Source organism: Lentibacillus sp. JNUCC-1 (genome assembly GCF_009741735.1).
In the GTDB taxonomy this organism is placed as follows: Bacteria; Bacillota; Bacilli; order Bacillales; family Amphibacillaceae; genus Lentibacillus_B.
This window is the reverse complement of the sequence record NZ_WHOH01000001.1, coordinates 2,027,679-2,046,166: the sequence shown is the minus strand read 5'-3', so window position 1 is coordinate 2,046,166 and position 18,488 is coordinate 2,027,679. Positions and strand designations below refer to the sequence as shown.

Here is an 18,488-nt window from a genome sequence, read left to right as displayed (position 1 = left end):
TAGTTTTTACCCAGTATAGACAGTGTTATGAAACTTTAGACTCAACATTAAATAGCGAGGAAGCAAAAATTCTCGGGGAAGTTTTAAGTTACGACTTATATGGCAATTTCATGTGATTTTCCGATATATGAGTTGAAAACGCCGATATACACTTCAAAAATTCCGATATAACCCTCAGAATTTCCGATATCGCATGCAAAATTTCCGATATATCCAAATTGAACCATATATGTTTGTTAGAGTATCGTGATTTCCGCTGCGGGAAGTCGCTTTAACTTTATCACAGCTCAAGTGCGACATCTGTTCAAGAAGAACACTTTCACAGTGTCTTCTAGCCGCGGGCACGGCCTTAGCCTCCTTGCCCCGGCAAGGGGTATGTCGACGTTGCCCGCAAAGGACGGTTTTACTCACATAAGAGTTAGAGAATAACCTCTCATATCTAGCTCGGGGGAAACGCGGAGACTCCTGCGGGATGCAAAGCCTCGGTGAGACCCCGGAGGTCGTTAGGAGGCCACTGAAAATCACCCTCTTTTTTTAGGAAGAGCGAAACAAGAAAAATAAAACAAAAAAACGGAGCTTTTTTTCGCAGTAAAAAGAAAAAAAGCTCCTCTATTACTCAGAAGCTTGCTCTTTTTTGTCTATCAGCTTCATTATTCTTTTTAAATTAACTACAAATATCGTCGCCGCACTTTGCAATTCCATGCCAAATAAACCCGAATATGCGGCTCTGTCGTATCCGTGCCTATTTTTCAATTCACTATTCTTAGCCTCAATCATGTATCGATCTTTTGCTATTTCTTTAAAAGCTTCACTTTGCTGGAAAGCCTCCTGATCTTTATGTTCCGTTGACTTCACTGAAACAGAATACGTTTTGGTTTTGGCTCCATCTTTATAGCATCCGTCCCGTAAAGGACAAGTTTTACACTTATCCACATCAAAGTAAAACTTTAATTGGGCATTTCGATTTTTTCTATTCTTGTATAACTTTTTTGTTGCTAAATGTCCTGCCGGACATACAAACATATCTGCATCCTTATTAAATTCAAACCCAGTATCGTGTCTTTTTCCATTTGTAATAACCGGATGCAGTTTGGACACTAATTGAAACGATTCTTCTTTTGCTAACTTTAAGTTATTCGTTCCAGAGTATGCAGTATCTCCAATAACTGTATCTACTTTCATGCCAGCATCTTTGCTTTTTTGTACGAGTTCTTTTAAATACTTACCATCACTTTTCTCTCCTGTAGTAACTGATGCAGCTGTAATAATTCTCTCCCTTGAAATAGCCAAATGTGTTTTGTAACCAAAAAATGAACTATCTGATGTCTTGTGCCCTGTGCGGGCATCCTGGTCATCCGAAAGAACTGTTTGATGTTCGCAGTCATCCAAGACTTCTTTTAATAGATTTATTCTTTCCTTCACAGTCGGCATGTTGCTGATTTCCGGTTCTTGTTCAATCGTCTTGATTAGAGACTCACAATACTCAGTTGTTTCATTAATATCATCGTAAGAAGGTTTGACTGGAAATTTTTCTTTCATAGATTCATCAAACCCATATACAGCTTTACGCACCAGCTTCGCTTTCTCTTTTAAAAAGTCATTGGCTGATTTAGAATTGTGTCGAGAAGCGGTATGTGTGGCATCCACAATTAATATATTACTCTCGAGTACACCTTGTTCTATCCCGATTTCAACGGTTTTATTAATAAGTAAATCTAACATATTTTTATCCTCGAGACGCAATTTGCGAAACTTTGTTAAGGAACTCGAATCAATGACTGGGTCCTCAGGAGCCATTTCCAAAAAATATTTAAAGGACATATCATATCTTGAGCGTTCTACAACGTCACTATCTGATAGATCATAAATACGTTTCAACAGTAGGTATTTGAACATTCGAATAGGGGAGACCGCATTTCGTCCATTATTATGAGAATACTTATTTTTTAATTCCTCTATAATAAAACTAAAATCAACTAGCTCATTGATGCGACGGAGAAAATTATCATTAGGAATAATGATCTCGTAGAGATCCGTATAGGAGCTAATGTTTAAGGATTGTTGACTTGCTAACATTTACGATCTCCCACTTTCTTTTTTATTATTTTCATTATAAGCAATCGCAGATTATAAATCACCTCCTACCTAGATATTTAGAGGACTTTTTCAGTGGCCTCGGTCGTTAGACCGAGGAGGCTCATCAGCGCCCGCTGGACGCGGAGTGTTTTCCCCGAGCGGTTGCCAGCGGCAGTCCTAAGTTAGTTCGCAGTTTACTTAAATTGCGTCACTAAAATAAATACATTCTTTTACAATCTAAATAAAAAACACCCTCGAAAACATTTGCTTGTTTTCGAGGGTGTTTGATTTATTCTTATTTTACGACGCCGTTAAAGACAAGACCGCCGCGAAGGTTGATGATTTTAAGTCTGTTTGTGTCTTTTACAAAGATGCTTTTGTAAAGTGGCTGACCATAGTCACCTTTAAGAACAATCACACGTTTATGCACATTGTTTTCGACAACTTGTGCATTAAAGTCATCTACATCAACATAAGAATTAAGTGTTTCATATTCTGTTAGGCCTTCTAATTCAGTACCTTGTTCTGAGGAATCACTGTTCTGATCTTCCTCTACTGCTTCATTGTCACTGTCTTCAGAAGCGTTATCGTCTGCGTCTGCATCTTCTTCGCTTTCACCTAGGATCTGGTTGAATACGAGGCCACCTTGGAAATCAATCACTTTTAGTCTATTGGTATCTTTTACATAGATGCTTTTGAATTGTGGCTGACCATTGTCATCTTTCAACAAGATCACACGCTTGTGGGCATTGTTTTCGACAACTTGTGCATTGAAGTCATCTGCGTCAACAACATCGTCAAGTGTGTCGTATTCTGGCAGTTCATCAATCTCTGCACCTTCTTCTACTGCTTCATTGTCACTGTCTTCAGAAGTGTTATCGTCTGCGTCTGTATCTTCTTCGCTTTCACCAAGGATCTGGTTGAATACAAGGCCACCTTGGAAATCAATCACTTTTAGTCTATTGGTGTCTTTTACATAGATGCTTTTGAATTGTGGCTGACCATTTTCGTCTTTTAGCAAGATCACACGCTTGTGGGCATTGTTTTCAACAACTTGTGCATTGAAGTCATCTGCGTCAACAACATCGTCAAGTGTGTCGTATTCTGGCAGTTCATCAATCTCTGCACCTTCTTCTACTGCTTCATTGTCACTGTCTTCAGAAGTGTTATCATCTGCGTCTCCATCTTCTTCTGTTTCACCTAGGATCTGGTTGAACACGAGACCACCTTGAAAATCAATCACTTTTAATCTGTTTGTATCTTTTACAAGGATGCTCTTGAATTGTGGCTGACCATTGTCATCAGACAGGAGAATCACACGTTTGTGTGCGTTGTTCTCAACGACTTCTGCATTGAAGTCATCTGCATCGACGGCATCGTCAAGTGTGTCATATTCAAGGAGATCCTCAATGTCTTCTGCTTCAACTTGAACTTTTTGATGGTGAGAAGCTGAGCTGTGGTTAACAACTGGTGTTGTATCTGCATTTGCGTGTACCGCGTAGCCCAAACCTCCGCTGGTTAATAGTAGTGTACCTGCTGTTGTGAGTACGAGTGTTTTCATGTGTAATCTCTCCTTTGTTTTAAGTTACTCTTATCATAGCCCCCTCAAATTAAATACCAATGTGAACAAGATTAGAATTCGATTAGAAAAAAGTGGCATGTCTATGAGTATACAAAAAACCCCTGAAAACAAACTGTCACAGAAGTCTTCAGGGGTATTAGTGTGAATTTTAAAACCATAGGCCCATGATTAACAGATTTAATCCACCCAGACCTGCTAGAAGCAAGATCACCATGCGAAATATTTTCCGCGGTATAATCGGAAGCAATTTGACACCGAGGACCGCACCAACAAAAACAGCCGGTACCAGCATCAGGTCTGTCAGAAGGTTTTCCGAAGTAACCATGTCCAAATGAATGAACAGAGGCATTTTAATGATATTGACCGTAAAGAAGAACCAGGCTACAGTCCCAATAAAGTTCCTCTTGGCCAAACCTTTCACGAGCATATAGATACTAATCACTTCTCCAGCTGCATTCCCGACCATGGTGGTAAACCCTCCCAGAACGCCCATTGAAGATGAAAACAGCATCGAATCAGGAAGAACACGATTAAATTGATCGCCCATTCTGCCGCGCAGCACATCTAAAGCAATTAACCCAAGTACAATAACCCCGATCATCACTCGAAGAAAATCATTATCAATGAATCTGAGTATCACATATCCTCCACCCAATCCAAGAAGCACCCATGGCATAAGCGAGAGCAAGATGCGTTTATTCGCATCTCGCCGATAATAAATAACGGCAAATATATCAGCTGTCAAAAGTAACGGCAGCATAATCCCCACGGCTTCTTTGGCTGGAAAAATCATCGTCATGATCGCGATAATCAGGATGCCTGTGGTCGGCACGCCTGTCTTATTAAATCCAGTCAGTACTGCGGCGACAACTAACAGGACCCACTGTAGAATGGATAGATCCAATATAATCCCTTCTTATAAGTATATTCTCAAGCATCGTCTACTAAGTTTACCCCATAAAAAGTGACTATTAACAGAAAAACGGTTCTCACAAGTATTTTCGGTTGATAATGGCACACTAAGGCGTACAATTAAATTAAGGCTAAATTTATAAAGGAGTGTTTTTCGTGACACAATTATTAGAAGGCAAGGCTGGTTTGGTAACAGCATCAGGTTCTGGTATTGGCAGAGCAAGTGCTGTAGCGCTGGCAAAAGCCGGTGCTAAAGTGATGATTTCCGATGTGAATGAAGAGGCTGGTCATGAGACCGTGAAAATTATAACGGATAATGGCGGAGAGGCAAGATTTTTCAAATGTGATGTGAGTGATGAAGAACAGGTGAAAGCTCTTGTAGATGAAACTGTTTCTGCTTTTGGCAAATTGGATTTTGCCCATAATAATGCTGGGATCAATGTCGGTCAGAAGAAGATTGGTGAACTGGATTCCAGCGATTGGGACAAAACAGTGAAAGTAACACTGTATGGCACGTTCTATAGCATTAAACACGAGGTCAATGCGATGATTAAAACGGGCGGAGGTGCCATTGTGAACACAGCATCTGGTGCTGGTGTGGAAGGTTCACCGAATATGACACCTTATACGGCCTCAAAGCATGGTATTGTCGGCCTGACAAAATCTGTAGCATTGGAATACGGGAAGCAAGGCATTCGGATTAATTCAATTGCACCCGGTGCAACCATCACCCCAGCGATTGAAGGCTGGGCCAAAAAAGCTCCTGAACAATATCAAGGTGTTTTGGATTCTCTTCCTGCCGGAGAAATGTCCACACCCGAAGATCAAGGTAATGCAGTCATGTTCCTATGCTCTGATCTTGCTAGACAGATCAGCGGTGTCACCATTCCTGTTGATGGCGGGTATGTGGCAGGAAAACTGCAGCAATAATATTGCTCGCTGACTCAGTTATAAAAGAATGAAGAAAAAGAGAGCCATGACGCTCTCTTTTTTTGTATATAGCTTTATTAATTAGGTTTTTTCGCGTAAGCCAGCTTCCGGATAATTGCTTCGTGCTGGGGATATAGGTCCAAGAGCTCTGCTTGATCAAATAACTCAAAATCCTTGAAGTCGAATCCTGGTGAGACCATGCATCCAACCAAAGAAAATGGGGCATTCTCCTCAGCCACTGAGCCAAAAATGGTATGCTTTGGCACCATCAGCTGCGGCACCTCTCCGTTATCCAGATTCACCCCTAATTTCACACATTGATAGGAACCATCCTGATGAATCATATGTATCTCCAAAGGACTTCCCGCATGGTAATACCACAATTCGTCAGACTTTAGGCGGTGGAAGTGTGAAAGATCCCCTTCTCGCAACAGAAAATAAATACTTGTATACAAATGGCGTTTTTCATTTGTCTCTGTCGTTATTAATGTATCAGATTGGAATGTGCTCCGGTAATAACCGCCTTCCGGGTGGGGTTCAAGTTTAAGTTTTTCAATCCAATATGCTGCATCGTTGTCCATGCGAGTTCCTCCTTGATTTTTTCTAGAATGATAATAATGAGTTTATAACATTTTCTGAGAAACCCCTAATGCAAAAGCTTTCTTAGAATCGCTAAACTCTCTTCAAAGAACCCAGCGTTCTTCTCAATTCCACGACGTTGGCACCATCCGATACTATTAAAGGCATCTGTGAATTGATAAAAAGGCAATACAGCCTCTAAATTAACCAATGGTCTTATACTATTATAGCCGTCTTGAAAAGCCTGATACAGATTGTTATCGAACCTTAGAAAATCCCGATACAGTTTGGTGAAATCAACATCTGTTGAGCCGAACCGTACACTTTCAAAGTCGATCACACCTGAAACTTTATGATCATCGACTATAATATTAGCTGGCCGAAAATCCATATGTACAAAGCTCGGCCCGTCTGGTCGAGGTAGTTGTTGCTTCATATGCTCAAATTTTTCAATGGCTTAGGTGTACAATCGTTCATCCAAAACCTCTATGACATCTTCAGCAAAACTATAGAATTGGCGTTCAACAAAATGAGACCAGCTCGGAAATTCATTTTTTATGCCCGTTAAATCATGGGTGTAAGGAAGGTGGATGTCGTGCATTGTGGCTTGTAGGACTCCAACTTCATACGCCACTTTGGGTGAAACATTAGTTGTTAATGGGATTCCTTTTAATTCTGACAACAAAAAAGCCCCCGAACTTGCTTCATCGTCAGACCAATAATCCAACATTTCAGGAGTGGAAACATGTCCTTTTAAAATTTGGTAGGCTTCGAGCTCTCGCTGCCACTTTAATCTTGTATATGGGATTTTCAGGAAAACACTTTCACCTTTATGCAAATGGCATTTATAGACTGTGGAACTGTGGGAGTCTTCAACCTCATCGATTGATAATACATGCAGATTAAAGTATTGAATGAGATGTTCTAGCATAACCTACCTCCCCAGTTTATTTGATTACTTTTCCGTCTTTCGAGAGCTTTTGTAAGACCATTCTACACTTTCTTACAAAAATTTTACAATCGCTTTAAAACAGCCTCTGTAAATTGTTCAAAATCTTGTAGGTGCTCTGCTATAATCTTTTGAAGAATGTCGATATCAATTTCTTGATAATCGTGGATGGCAATATTTCGAAAACCGACCATTGCTTTCATTCTTGATGCCAGCGTATTATCAATAATCGCCTCTTTGAACAAAATTTCAAAAGCTTCCCTGCTTGTCTGAGGCACCCCCGCTCCCCTTGTTCCAACCAAATGCATGGTCAAATCTATGGAGGCTTCACACGCTCGTTGAAAATTAAGGATTATGCTATCCTGTTTTGTCATGTCTTCCAAATTTGCATCCTCCCCGCCGTGCACCTCCCGAATACGATCTAAGCAACGTTCAATCACTTCAATTTTATTAACTATTACGTCCTTATTCATAGATTCTCCCCCGCTCGCGAATCGCATCAAAGACAACTTGACGTTCTTCGTTTAATTTGACATACATGCTCAAGGCAGTCATGTGCTGTCGATCCCTTTCTATATCATTTCTAGAATAAATGGTCTGGCCATAGCCAAATATCTGCGCGCGGAATACCGTGCTGGCCTCTTTCAAGTCAATCAAATCAACATCTCTGTTAATCAACTCAGCCAGTTTTTGCGATATCATGAACCGTTCATATTTAGACAAAGATTCTCCCTCTCGGTAAAATGCTATATCTAGATCGCTTTTTAATGTTTCACTGCCACTTGCAAAAGAACCGAACACAATCATAAACTCAGGATTTAGCAAGGGTACTAAACATTCATTAATCGTGTCTATTAATTTAGAATCCATTGCCATTCCTCCTACTTTTACTTCTATTATAGCAGTTGTTATAGGGTTTTAATACAATACGGAAACACAATAATAAGAGGCTGTATCCCTCAAAAAACATTCGACAAAAACCAACAAAAACCGGGAAGTGACAGGCACCTTTTGGGGATAAAGGTGCCTGTCACTTGAATTGTTACTTGAGCCATTTGGCGGTTGGGGTGTTGGTGTTGTGCATTTGGTTTGGTGTGCCTTGGAATAGGATGTGCCCGCCTTTTTTGCCGCCTTCTGGTCCGAGTTCGATAACCCAGTCACTTGCTGCGATGAAGTCGAGATTATGTTCGATGATCACAACTGAATTGCCTTTGTTGACAAGATTTTGGAACACATCCAGTAGCTTTGCGTTATCATCCATGTGCAAACCACGAGATGGCTCGTCCAATAGATAGATTTGACCTTCTTTTTTCAAATGGCTTGCTAATTTGAGACGCTGGACTTCCCCTCCACTCAATGAGCTTGTCGTCTGACCTAACGTTAAGTAGCCTAAACCGACATCTTTCAGGGTGTTTACTTTCTTAATGATCTTTGGCATTGTAAAATATTGCACAGCTTCATCGATGGTCAAATCGAGAATCTCAACGATATTTTTACCCTCATAGCGATAGGACAACGCCTCATCTGAATACTTGGTGCCGCCACAAGCTTCACAACGAATGGTCACCGGATCAGCAAATGCCACGTCTGGCGTGGTAACGCCCTTCCCCTTACACACAGGGCAAGCACCTATAGAGTTAAAGCTGAATAATCCAGGTGGCTGACCTGTCGCCTTGGAAAATATCGCCCGAACATCATCCATAATTCCCATGTAGGTCGCCAGCGTTGATCGGCTGGAAACCCCTATACTGCTTTGCCCGACTGCAATTGTCTCAGGATACTTTTCCGTAAATGCGTCCAGCATTAACGAGCTTTTTCCAGATCCTGACACACCACATACAGAGACTAGAACATTTTTAGGAATATCGAGGCTGACATTTTTAAGATTGTTCGTATTGGCGTTTTCTATCGTCAACCAATGCTTAATGTCCCTTGGATGTTGATTGATTTCCAGTTGATGGTTGAGGTTTGTAGCGGCGGAAGAGCTTTCTAACCCGGTTGAGTATCCTTGATAGATGATTTCTCCTCCACCAGCACCGGCTCCAGGTCCCATCTCGACGATCTCATCAGCTGCTTTTATGACAGACAGATCGTGTTCGATCACAATGACCGTATTATGCTGGTTTTTTATACTGTTGAGCATCTGTATGAGCAGATGGACCTCTTCTGGGTGCAGCCCTGCGCTTGGCTCATCAAAAATATAGGTCATATTGTTGAGACTGCTGCCCAAATGACGCGCGATCTTAACCCTTTGAGCTTCACCACCGGACAAGGTTCCCATTTTTCTGGACAGGCTCAGATATCCCAATCCCATGTCGATCAGTTGCTTAATATGCGGAATGGCCTGGCGTGCGATGGACGCGCCAAGGGAATCTTTTATTTTAATCAGTTCCTCTAGTATGTCTGTCATCTCCAGTTGTTCGTACTCCAGGATATTGAAGCCATTGATCCGGCATTCCAGAACTTTTGGATTAAGTCCTGAACCCTCACAGGTTGGACATTGAGAATGTGTGGAAACTGCTAAGACATCATCTTGAGATATTTGTTTGAGCTTAGAGACATCTCTATTAATATACAAGCGGATAAATCTAGGCAAAAGCCCGTCCCACTGTGCATTTTGCGGACCATACTTGGTATGAAATGGCGCATAGACAGTTCCGCCGCCTGGAGGGCCATACAGCAAAAGCTCGCGGTCCTTTTTTGAGTAATCTTTGATCGGTTTATCCGGATCAAACAGTCCGCAAGTCATCATCCATTGTCCTTGCCAGCCTGCAGGGGATAAAGGCTTAAATTGTACTGCATATTCTCGGAGCGATTTGTCGAAATCGACCATTTTATTGACATCCGGTGCGACGACTTCTCCAAACCCGTCGCACTGGGGGCATCTGCCAAAGGTACTCTGAGTGGTAAAGTCAGTGGCAGTGCCTATAGGTGGAGTTCCTATTCTTGAAAATAACAGCCTGATCAATGGATCGATATCCATATATGTCCCAACTGTTGAACGCGAGTTTCCCCCCGCAGTACGTTGCTCTACCACTACTACTGGGCTCAGGTTTTGCATGAGATCAGCTTGAGGCCTTTCGTATCTTGGCATTTGATTTCTGACATAAAGCGGATAGTTCAATGTCATCTGTCTCCTGCTCTCTGTCGCCAACGTATCGAAAATAACAGAGCTCTTCCCTGATCCAGAAAGCCCTGTAAATACAGTGATTTCCCCCTTACCTATATTTAAATCTATATTTTTTAGGTTATTTTCTTTGAGTCCTCTTAATATGATTTCGTCCCTTGTTTCTGGCACGGTCTCATCCTTTCTAAGCCGGCTATATCAATTGAAGCTTATTTTCCTTTTATTAAATCATTATAAACATATCACTTTCATTTTAAATTTGCTGTAAATAGGGTATCCCAAATATGTAAAGCCATATAAATAAAAGGACCATCCATCAGTGAACATGAACGGTCTAACGTGATAGCCCTTAAAGAGCGGGAAGCTCGCATTTCAGCTGAAAATAATCACCCTATTTGCTTACCAGGCTCAGGGGTGGTTATTTTCGTTCTGAGGGAATGTTATGACCAACGCTTCAAAAACTGTCATAAGACATCACCATTTCCTTTAACTAGAAAGAAAAAAATGAGCCATCTCTATTATTATTCTATTTAATCCGCCACTTTGGCGCTGAATTATATCGAGGCTCTTCTTTTTGCAGTTCAGATGAACAGTTTGGGCATATGACAGCTTTTGAAGGGATCGGTGTACAACAATAGGGACATTGTTTTTTTGTCATAGAATCTATCGGTGTTTGATGTGGATTTTTCCAACGGTTGATCTGCCGGACGACGACGAAAACCGCGAAAAGGATGATGATAAACCGGACCGCCGCCATCATGAATAACCCATAATTAATGGTGACCGCACCTGCTTCCTTGGCTTTTTCGAGTGAAGGAAACACGCCACCGCTCAGGCTGATGTACATATCCTGCACATTTATTTTTGAATATAAGAGACCAAGCGGCGGCAACAGGAGATCTCTGACCAGAGAATCAATTAATCCGCTGAATGCCGCTCCTAAGACGATCCCGACCCCCATATCCACCGCGCTGCCTCTTATGGCAAATTGGCGAAATTCCTTAAACAGGCCCATATAATCATCCTCCCCATCATTAGGTTATGAGAAGAATGGACGAGCTAGAACTAGAGACCAGTACACCTTAAACCCTGATCCTTTTAATGAATAGTGACGTGATTAATCCGAGAATGGATATGATCATAGCGAACGTGAAGGCATTCTGCACACCAGAGATCAGCGCCTCAGCTTTGACTTGAGTGTCGGCAGGATTAGCAGCTTCAGCTAAAAGAGAACGCTGGGTCATGTTAAGGATACTCACAGCAAGTGCCGTACCGATTGCGCCGGATGTTTGGATCATTGAGTTTACAACGGCGGTTCCATCAGGGTAAAGTTCCGGCTCCAGCTGATTGATCCCGTTTGTTTGGGAGGGTGTGGTCACCATCGACATACTGACCATAAGCAACATGAAGAAGATGATAATCAGATAAGGGCTTGTTGAAGACGTGACCTTTGAGAAGAACCAGACGGTCACTGTACTAAGCGCAAAACCCCCAATCACCAATGCTTTAGGGCCATGTTTGTCGAAAATCCGCCCGTTTACCATCGACATAATGCCATTGACAATCCCTCCAGGAAGCAAGAGCAGTCCGGCAGCTGAAGCAGTTAGCCCAAGCCCGGCGCGCATAAATAAAGGCAGTAGAATGTTCCCTGAAAAAATAATGATATTGGCGAAAAGCGTCGCCACAATCCCCAGTATAAACATGGGATGTCTGAACACCTTTAAATAAAGAACAGGCTCATCAATAGAAAGCTGTCTGAACACGTAGAGAACCAGTGCTACAGTGCCTGTGATCAGCGCAGAGATGACGATCGGACTGCTCCACCCCTCACTCTCTCCTGCGAAACTAAATCCGAATACGATTCCACCAAAGCCAACTGTCGAAAGGATAATGGACAAGAGGTCGATTTTGTGTTTTTGCACTTTGGTTAAATTGGGTAAAAAAATGATACCAAACACAAGAGCGAAAATAAGAAACGGGGTAATGATCCAAAAAATCATATGCCAGTTAAAGTATTCGATGATAAGACCGGCTGAGATAGGCCCAGTTGCCGGTGCAAACATCATAACGAGGCCTACAATCCCCATTGCCGTTCCTCTTTTCCATGGAGGAAAGATAATCAGCACTGTATGAAATAACAGTGGCAACAATAAGCCCGTTCCGATAGCCTGGATGATCCGTCCGCTTAATAGAATCCAGAAATTCGGGGAAATACCTGCAACAAGCACACCAAGAATTGAAAAGCTCAAACTGGTCACGAATAACTTCCTTGTGGGAAATCGCTTAATCAACAATCCAGAAACAGGAATCACAATCCCAAGCACAAGAAGATAGCCCGTTGTTAACCATTGAGCTGTCGAAGGTGAGATGGAAAATGCCTTGATTAAATCATTAATCGCCATATTTAAAGCTGTTTCGCTGAACATCCCCATGAAACCGCTGATGAGGAGCGCAGCCATAATGGGAGCAGCTTTTACTTGAGGATTATGTGTTTGAGCCTGAGATGTTTTCTCCATAAACAAAACGCTACCTTCTATTGTCATTACCTCACATTATATCAAAAAGAAACAACTAACAGCCAAGAAATAAAATTCGACACAAACCGGGAAGTGACAGGCACCATTAGGGTTGGAATTTTACAAATTTATTGATATACTGATGTTTAAGGTTTTTGGATGATTTTAAAACCTTTTTGGAAGCGATTACAAAATAGGGGAGGAATATTGTATGAGATATGCTGATCCGAACACAGCTGATGCACTGGTGAATTTTAAGGAGAAATATGACAATTACATTGGTGGGGAATACCGTGCCCCTGCAAAAGGCAAGTATTTTGAAAACATAAGTCCCGTGACTGGCAAAGTTTTTTGCGAGGTGGCCAGATCTACGAAAGAAGATGTGGAGGCTGCGCTTGATGCGGCTGAATCTGCTAAAGAATCGTGGGGAAAAACATCCGTTGCTGAACGGGCCAATATTTTAAACAAGATTGCTGATCGTATTGAAGACAATCTAGAGATGCTCGCGGTGGCAGAAACATGGGATAATGGCAAGTCTGTTCGTGAAACATTGGCTGCGGATCTTCCTCTCGCAGTTGATCACTACCGTTATTTCGCAGGCGCCATTCGTGCTCAGGAAGGTGGCATCAGCCAAATTGATGATGACACTGTCGCCTATCATTTTCATGAACCACTGGGCGTTGTTGGGCAGATTATACCGTGGAACTTCCCGATCTTGATGGCAACATGGAAATTGGCTCCGGCCCTTGCAACCGGAAACTGTGTCATTTTGAAGCCAGCTGAGCAAACACCAGCATCCATCCATGTGCTACTGGAACTCATTTCTGATTTGCTTCCAGCTGGTGTACTGAATATTGTAAACGGTTTCGGGGTTGAAGCTGGGAAACCACTCGCTTCAAGCAGCCGGATTTCCAAAATTGCCTTTACCGGTGAAACCACAACCGGCCGTTTAATTATGCAATACGCTTCAGAGAATATCATACCCAGCACGGTCGAACTCGGCGGCAAGTCACCAAATATCTTCTTTAAAGATGTCATGGATGAGGATGACAGTTTCCTCGACAAGGCTGTAGAAGGCTTGGTCATGTTCGCCCTTAACCAGGGTGAAGTGTGTACATGCCCATCACGTGCGTTGGTTCACGAAGACATTTATGACAAGTTCATGGAACGCGCAATCAAGCGTGTCAAAGAAATTAAAATGGGACATCCACTGGATACGGAAACTATGATGGGGGCTCAGGCGTCCAAGGAACAAATGGAAAAGATTGAATCTTACCTAGATATCGGTAAACAGGAAGATGCAGAAGTCCTTGTAGGCGGTAACGTGAAGAAGCTTGATGGAGAACTGGAAAGTGGCTACTATGTGGAGCCGACTATTTTTAAAGGGCAAAACGATATGCGGATTTTCCAGGAAGAAATATTCGGTCCTGTTCTCTCTGTCACGACATTTAAAGATGATGAAGAAGCCATGAAAGTCGCCAATGATACCTTATACGGACTTGGCGCAGGTATCTGGACAAGAAATATTAACAAGGCCTATCGCTTTGGACGCGGCATTCAGGCAGGACGTGTCTGGACAAACTGCTACCACCAGTATCCGGCACACGCTGCTTTTGGCGGATATAAGAAATCCGGTATCGGCCGTGAAAACCATCTCATGATGCTTGGCCACTATCAGCAAACGAAGAACCTGCTCGTTAGTTATAGCGATGATCCAGCTGGCTTGTTCTAAATCAGAATTCTGGCAGAAAGGATGAGTACTATGGTCGAACGTGTCGTTGCTACAGAAGAAGCGCTGTCGTTAATCAACACGTTAAAAGACACGCATGGCCCACTTATGTTTCATCAATCTGGAGGCTGCTGTGACGGAAGCTCACCTATGTGTTATGAGAGGGATGAGTTCCGGACAGGCGACTCGGATGTGCTGCTCGGTGAAATAGGAGATACGCCTTTCTATATGTCTAGGGATCAGTATGAGTACTGGAAGCACACGCAACTCATTATTGACGTGGTGGATGGACGGGGAGGTATGTTTTCTCTGGAAGGGCCTGAAGGAAAACGTTTCTTAACCCGATCACGCGTTTTTACAGAACAAGAACGCGCGGCGTTAAACGTTTAGGGAGATAGGAACGCAAAGCCGCTGCTGCTTATAAAAAATTAAAAATCACCATCCTTTGCGCTGCTGGCACAAGGGGTGGTGATTTTCGTTTGTAACAGGTTATATGCTTCAGTCCACTAATCGCTCAAGCGCATCAAGTTGCAGAATCTTAATCTTTCGCTGTCCCGTCTGCTCAATTAATTGTCGGGCTTCAAATGAGGCAAGGCGCCTGCTGATGGTTTCGCTGGTGCTGCCGAGGTAGGATGCCAGATCTTTTTTGCTCATTGGAAGCGTAATAATGCTACTTTTTGAAACGGCGGGTTGTTCATCTGCAAGCTCAATAAGATAAGAAGCCAGACGTTTCTCAACATCCTGGGAGCCAAACTGCTCGATCGTTCGTTCAGCTTGCATCAGCCGTTTGCTGTTTTCTGCAAGAAGTTTGAATGAAATAGCAGGATTTGCTTCCAACAACTTTTTCAAGTCAGCTTTGTGAATCGAGCAAATCTCTGTTTTTTCCATTGTTTCGGCATAGCTTGTTAGCCATTCATCTGTAAAAATAGCCAACTCTCCCATGAAGTCACCCGGCTCTAAAATACGAATCAGATGCTCTTTTCCATCTTCTGATAGGTTATAAATTTTCACCTTGCCACGGTGGACAATATACAAATGTTCAGAAGGATCTCCTGCTCTAAAAACCAGTTCTTTTGAGTTGAACGTCCTGCTTTTGCTGGCGCCAGCAATTTTCTCCTGTTCTCCATAATCTAGATGATTAAAAATCGGCACCAATGACACACAAAGCTTTTTCTCCGTCTTTTCCATACATATCACTCCGCTCATGTTTTTCTTCAAAACGGCAACTGACTATTCTGGCTTTCGAGGTAGCAATTGACATTACACAAAGTGGGTTCATATAGTTATTGCTATTTCGTAGTATCTGTAAACTGCGAACTAATTAGTTAGATTTAATTTGGGATTTTATGACTGCCACTGGCAACCGCTCGGGGAAAACACTCCGCGTCCAGTGGGCGCTGATGAGCCTCCTCGCGCTGCGCGCTCCGGGGTCTCATCTAGGCTTTTGCTCCCACAGGAGTCTCCGTGTTTTCCCCGAGCTAGATATGAGAGGTTATTCTCTAATTCTTATGTGAGTAAAACCGTTCATGCCACTTAATAACATAGAGTGATTGGAGCGGAGGGAAGTCGACTCCTGCGGGAACAGCACGAGTCCGAAGACCCCGCAGAGGTGGTCTTCCTCGAGGAGGCTGAGGCCGTGCCCGCGGAAAGCAACTTCCCGCAGCGCAAATCACGATACTCTCATTATGGTCAGTTGCCAGAAGCAGTCATTCCAAGTTTTCACTGGTTCGCAGTTTGTGTCGACTATTCATTAACGTTTTAACTTTATGTGCGTCATTTTTTAAAATAGGGCTTGCCCAAAAGCCTTATATTCTGGTGAAGAGAAGATGTTTTCGATAAATGCACTTTTGGCTTCTCGGTATTTTTCCATGGATTGCCTGTTATGTTTCTCTTTTATGGCGTTATATGCCTTTATGTAGTCGGGGTGCTCTTTGAAAAAATATGTGAGTTTCCAAAAATGGTCCAGGTCTGATCCAATCGCGGTCAGTTGGATCCCGAGTGGCAGGACTTCATCTGGCTGTTCAAACGCACAAAAATAGTGAGATTGATAACTGCCTTTGTTAACAGAATACCACTGCTTCAAAACTTCTTTCGCCCCTTCGAATTTGTTTTGAGGAACACGCACTTGCAGATCAACGTCACCTTTCGTCAATGCCCCTGCAACAGCTGTGCTCCCGACGTGCAGGACTTCTGCATATGGCATATTGTCCTTAATATTACTCCGATGCTTTAGAACCACCATCGCTGCATCCTCTCTGAAGCATGACTCATGTCTAAAATACACCTTGTCATTCACATCATCACCCCCGCCACCGGAAATTAAAAATGATCTCTGGAAAGTCGGATCATATCCCTGCACCAGATTCCGTTTTCAAAAATTTTACCATCGTAATGTCTTGTGAAGAAGTCTGGGTCGATGCCGGTTATCCTGAAACCATATTTTTGATACAATGCTAGCTGTCCTATACTCGAGTTACCCGTACCGACTTCAATCGTTTGGTAGCCTTTTGTCTTTGATCTTTGTATAGCATCTAAAAGCAGTTGTTTCCCGATTCCTTTACCCTGTTCACTTTCGGCAACGGCTATATTGACGAGCTCCACTGTCGCTGGCCTCGTGGGAAGCAGGACATAGACCCCGATTAGCTTATGATTATTTTCGGCGACAAAACATTTGCCACGATTTAAGTACTCATCTATCAGTTTACGAGAAGGATCGGCCAACAGCAATAAATCTAATGGCGCCTCCTCATTCATATATAGTTCTCTGATATCCATTATATCCCCCTATGTTCAACCCATTTAAAATACGACAAAAAATGACAAAAACCGGGAAGTGACAGGCACCCTTCTAGGTGAATATTTTCACTTTGGGGATGCATAATACTTTTATAGCCTTACAGTTTGGAGTGTTGTTTTTATGTGGACTAAGGTGCTTATGTTTTCTCTACTTATTTTGCCGTGGTTTACTTTATTGCTCTCTGATTCCAAAACCCGAAAAACGTATATGCCAGTCACGGTGTTTACGACGCTGCTTATGACCATCATTTTTCAAATTGCATATACCTACAAATGGTGGGTGATTCATAAGCAGATTGTGCCTTGGGGCTACATGATTGATGCAAGTTTTGTATATGGACTTTTTTTAATTGGAACTTTTTGGATATTCGCCTTAACCTCTCATAGGTTTCTTTTATATACAATCGTTAACCTTGCTATGGATGCTGTAATGGCTTTTGGGGTACTCCCTTTGTTAGGTGTTTTAGGGATTGCTGAATATAGAAACATATCAGCATGGCAATATTTCTTAGTCATATACGCCCTCTCATTTGTGATCTATGCCTATCATAGATGGCAGCAATCAGAGCCTGCTTCTAAATAACATCATATGTCCACCCAGTATTCTCAGTGATGTTCTCTCTATTAAATCTCCCTTTGCTGTACTTTTCAAATTGGCTGATGAGGTCTTCTTCGCTTATTGCAAGGCGTGAAACATCAATTTGTATTTGCTCTGAAGAAAGCGTCTCCGTAAGAGAAAAGTACAAGCGTTTGGTTGGATTGGCTTTTTCCCTGAATACATCTGAATGATATAATTCCACTGTTAGAAAAGTTACTTCATGACGACAACCGATTGTCATTCTTTCAATTTCGTTCCACTTAACAAGGCCCGAGCTATACAGTTGAGTTTTATCCGTAATACCTTCTTCTGAAATGATGAAAGCAGCTCTTCTCAAAACCCAAGCGAAGAACAAGAAAATCAGCAATGGGATGAAGAATAGCAGCCCCAGCGCTCCGATCAACTGAAATATAATTACACCCCCGCCGTCTTCAACAAAACCTATGGAAAAAAGAATCGTACAGACGACAGTGAGCATGCTCCCATACCAAAATATTTTTAACATCTGTGTAAATTTAAATCGCACCTTAAAAGGCTCCATCATGCACCCTCCCCCTATCTATTCATCCTATACAATCCAAAGAAAGAACTCAAGAGCATTCGACATAATTCGGGAAGTGACAGGCACTTGTCGACTGGCACTTGTCAATTTACTTGTTGGAAGGGGGGGTTTTGGGGTAGACGACGGTTTGGT

Annotated in this window: 17 protein-coding genes and 1 pseudogene; 4 read left to right on the top strand and 14 right to left on the bottom strand. The window is 42.4% G+C overall.

What is annotated here, in order from left to right; genetic code table 11:
* Nucleotides 1–612: 612 nt before the first annotated feature.
* From JNUCC1_RS09615 to JNUCC1_RS09605, 3 genes are all read right to left on the bottom strand, one after another.
* Complete coding sequence (locus JNUCC1_RS09615) at nt 613–2,076, bottom strand: IS1182 family transposase (RefSeq protein WP_156643992.1); 1,464 nt, start codon at nt 2,074–2,076, stop codon at nt 613–615.
* A gap of 295 nt (nt 2,077–2,371) precedes the next feature.
* Nucleotides 2,372–3,637: a hypothetical protein gene (locus JNUCC1_RS09610; RefSeq protein ID WP_156645204.1), complete on the bottom strand. Its 1,266-nt coding sequence runs from the start codon at nt 3,635–3,637 to the stop codon at nt 2,372–2,374.
* A gap of 169 nt (nt 3,638–3,806) precedes the next feature.
* Nucleotides 3,807–4,562 (bottom strand): sulfite exporter TauE/SafE family protein, encoded by a 756-nt coding sequence (locus tag JNUCC1_RS09605; protein WP_231784106.1) that lies wholly within the window; start codon nt 4,560–4,562, stop codon nt 3,807–3,809.
* Between the two features lie 164 nt (nt 4,563–4,726).
* On the opposite strand from JNUCC1_RS09605, the gene JNUCC1_RS09600 reads away from it, so the two are divergent.
* The gene (locus JNUCC1_RS09600; protein ID WP_331713692.1) at nt 4,727–5,500 is read left to right on the top strand and encodes an SDR family NAD(P)-dependent oxidoreductase; all 774 of its coding nucleotides are present in this window, start codon (nt 4,727–4,729) and stop codon (nt 5,498–5,500) included.
* 77 nt (nt 5,501–5,577) lie between these two features.
* Here the strand turns inward: JNUCC1_RS09600 and JNUCC1_RS09595 are convergent, their stop codons facing one another.
* From JNUCC1_RS09595 to JNUCC1_RS09565, 7 genes and pseudogenes are all read right to left on the bottom strand, one after another.
* Nucleotides 5,578–6,081, bottom strand: coding sequence for a cupin domain-containing protein (locus tag JNUCC1_RS09595; RefSeq protein ID WP_156645203.1), 504 nt, complete (start codon nt 6,079–6,081; stop codon nt 5,578–5,580).
* A 65-nt stretch (nt 6,082–6,146) separates the two neighbouring features.
* Nucleotides 6,147–7,010, bottom strand: a pseudogene (locus JNUCC1_RS19500) (phosphotransferase family protein).
* Between the two features lie 83 nt (nt 7,011–7,093).
* Complete coding sequence (gene hepT, locus JNUCC1_RS09585) at nt 7,094–7,501, bottom strand: type VII toxin-antitoxin system HepT family RNase toxin (protein WP_156645202.1); 408 nt, start codon at nt 7,499–7,501, stop codon at nt 7,094–7,096.
* Entirely contained in the window at nt 7,494–7,898 is a 405-nt protein-coding gene (mntA, locus tag JNUCC1_RS09580) for a type VII toxin-antitoxin system MntA family adenylyltransferase antitoxin (RefSeq protein WP_156645201.1), read from the bottom strand. The genes hepT and mntA overlap by 8 nt, the downstream gene beginning before the upstream one ends.
* 172 nt (nt 7,899–8,070) lie before the next feature.
* Nucleotides 8,071–10,326 (bottom strand): ATP-binding cassette domain-containing protein, encoded by a 2,256-nt coding sequence (locus JNUCC1_RS09575; protein ID WP_331713691.1) that lies wholly within the window; start codon nt 10,324–10,326, stop codon nt 8,071–8,073.
* Between the two features lie 355 nt (nt 10,327–10,681).
* Nucleotides 10,682–11,170, bottom strand: a complete 489-nt coding sequence (mscL, locus tag JNUCC1_RS09570) for a large conductance mechanosensitive channel protein MscL (protein WP_156645200.1) — start codon at nt 11,168–11,170, stop codon at nt 10,682–10,684.
* Between the two features lie 67 nt (nt 11,171–11,237).
* Nucleotides 11,238–12,677 carry a DHA2 family efflux MFS transporter permease subunit gene (locus JNUCC1_RS09565; protein WP_156645199.1) on the bottom strand — a complete coding sequence of 480 codons (1,440 nt, stop codon included), beginning with the start codon at nt 12,675–12,677 and terminating at the stop codon, nt 11,238–11,240.
* 205 nt (nt 12,678–12,882) lie between these two features.
* Between JNUCC1_RS09565 and exaC the strand changes: the two genes are divergently transcribed.
* Both exaC and JNUCC1_RS09555 read left to right on the top strand, forming a co-directional pair.
* Nucleotides 12,883–14,403 (top strand): acetaldehyde dehydrogenase ExaC, encoded by a 1,521-nt coding sequence (exaC, locus tag JNUCC1_RS09560; protein ID WP_156645198.1) that lies wholly within the window; start codon nt 12,883–12,885, stop codon nt 14,401–14,403.
* A 30-nt stretch (nt 14,404–14,433) separates the two neighbouring features.
* Nucleotides 14,434–14,790, top strand: a complete 357-nt coding sequence (locus tag JNUCC1_RS09555) for a DUF779 domain-containing protein (RefSeq protein WP_156645197.1) — start codon at nt 14,434–14,436, stop codon at nt 14,788–14,790.
* 108 nt (nt 14,791–14,898) lie between these two features.
* Here the strand turns inward: JNUCC1_RS09555 and JNUCC1_RS09550 are convergent, their stop codons facing one another.
* From JNUCC1_RS09550 to JNUCC1_RS09540, 3 genes are all read right to left on the bottom strand, one after another.
* Nucleotides 14,899–15,588 carry a Crp/Fnr family transcriptional regulator gene (locus tag JNUCC1_RS09550; protein ID WP_231784103.1) on the bottom strand — a complete coding sequence of 230 codons (690 nt, stop codon included), beginning with the start codon at nt 15,586–15,588 and terminating at the stop codon, nt 14,899–14,901.
* Between the two features lie 592 nt (nt 15,589–16,180).
* Nucleotides 16,181–16,696, bottom strand: coding sequence for a GrpB family protein (locus tag JNUCC1_RS09545; protein WP_156645195.1), 516 nt, complete (start codon nt 16,694–16,696; stop codon nt 16,181–16,183).
* A gap of 23 nt (nt 16,697–16,719) precedes the next feature.
* Nucleotides 16,720–17,175: a GNAT family N-acetyltransferase gene (locus JNUCC1_RS09540; RefSeq protein ID WP_156645194.1), complete on the bottom strand. Its 456-nt coding sequence runs from the start codon at nt 17,173–17,175 to the stop codon at nt 16,720–16,722.
* A gap of 160 nt (nt 17,176–17,335) precedes the next feature.
* Between JNUCC1_RS09540 and JNUCC1_RS09535 the strand changes: the two genes are divergently transcribed.
* Nucleotides 17,336–17,779 (top strand): hypothetical protein, encoded by a 444-nt coding sequence (locus JNUCC1_RS09535; protein WP_197431686.1) that lies wholly within the window; start codon nt 17,336–17,338, stop codon nt 17,777–17,779.
* Here the strand turns inward: JNUCC1_RS09535 and JNUCC1_RS09530 are convergent.
* Nucleotides 17,772–18,338: an STM3941 family protein gene (locus JNUCC1_RS09530; RefSeq protein WP_156645192.1), complete on the bottom strand. Its 567-nt coding sequence runs from the start codon at nt 18,336–18,338 to the stop codon at nt 17,772–17,774. The genes JNUCC1_RS09535 and JNUCC1_RS09530 overlap by 8 nt on opposite strands.
* Nucleotides 18,339–18,488: the final 150 nt, after the last annotated feature.

Excerpts from the sequence above, each read along its gene's own strand:
- JNUCC1_RS09540 (WP_156645194.1), bottom strand. The coding sequence starts at position 17,175 with ATGGATATCAGAGAACTATATATGAATGAGGAGGCGCCATTAGATTTA.
- JNUCC1_RS09550 (WP_231784103.1), bottom strand. The coding sequence starts at position 15,588 with ATGGAAAAGACGGAGAAAAAGCTTTGTGTGTCATTGGTGCCGATTTTT.
- JNUCC1_RS09595 (WP_156645203.1), bottom strand. The coding sequence starts at position 6,081 with ATGGACAACGATGCAGCATATTGGATTGAAAAACTTAAACTTGAACCC.
- JNUCC1_RS09535 (WP_197431686.1), top strand. The coding sequence starts at position 17,336 with ATGTTTTCTCTACTTATTTTGCCGTGGTTTACTTTATTGCTCTCTGAT.
- exaC (WP_156645198.1), top strand. The coding sequence starts at position 12,883 with ATGAGATATGCTGATCCGAACACAGCTGATGCACTGGTGAATTTTAAG.
- JNUCC1_RS09610 (WP_156645204.1), bottom strand. The coding sequence starts at position 3,637 with ATGAAAACACTCGTACTCACAACAGCAGGTACACTACTATTAACCAGC.
- hepT (WP_156645202.1), bottom strand. The coding sequence starts at position 7,501 with ATGAATAAGGACGTAATAGTTAATAAAATTGAAGTGATTGAACGTTGC.
- JNUCC1_RS09530 (WP_156645192.1), bottom strand. The coding sequence starts at position 18,338 with ATGATGGAGCCTTTTAAGGTGCGATTTAAATTTACACAGATGTTAAAA.
- mscL (WP_156645200.1), bottom strand. The coding sequence starts at position 11,170 with ATGGGCCTGTTTAAGGAATTTCGCCAATTTGCCATAAGAGGCAGCGCG.
- JNUCC1_RS09555 (WP_156645197.1), top strand. The coding sequence starts at position 14,434 with ATGGTCGAACGTGTCGTTGCTACAGAAGAAGCGCTGTCGTTAATCAAC.
- mntA (WP_156645201.1), bottom strand. The coding sequence starts at position 7,898 with ATGGATTCTAAATTAATAGACACGATTAATGAATGTTTAGTACCCTTG.
- JNUCC1_RS09615 (WP_156643992.1), bottom strand. The coding sequence starts at position 2,076 with ATGTTAGCAAGTCAACAATCCTTAAACATTAGCTCCTATACGGATCTC.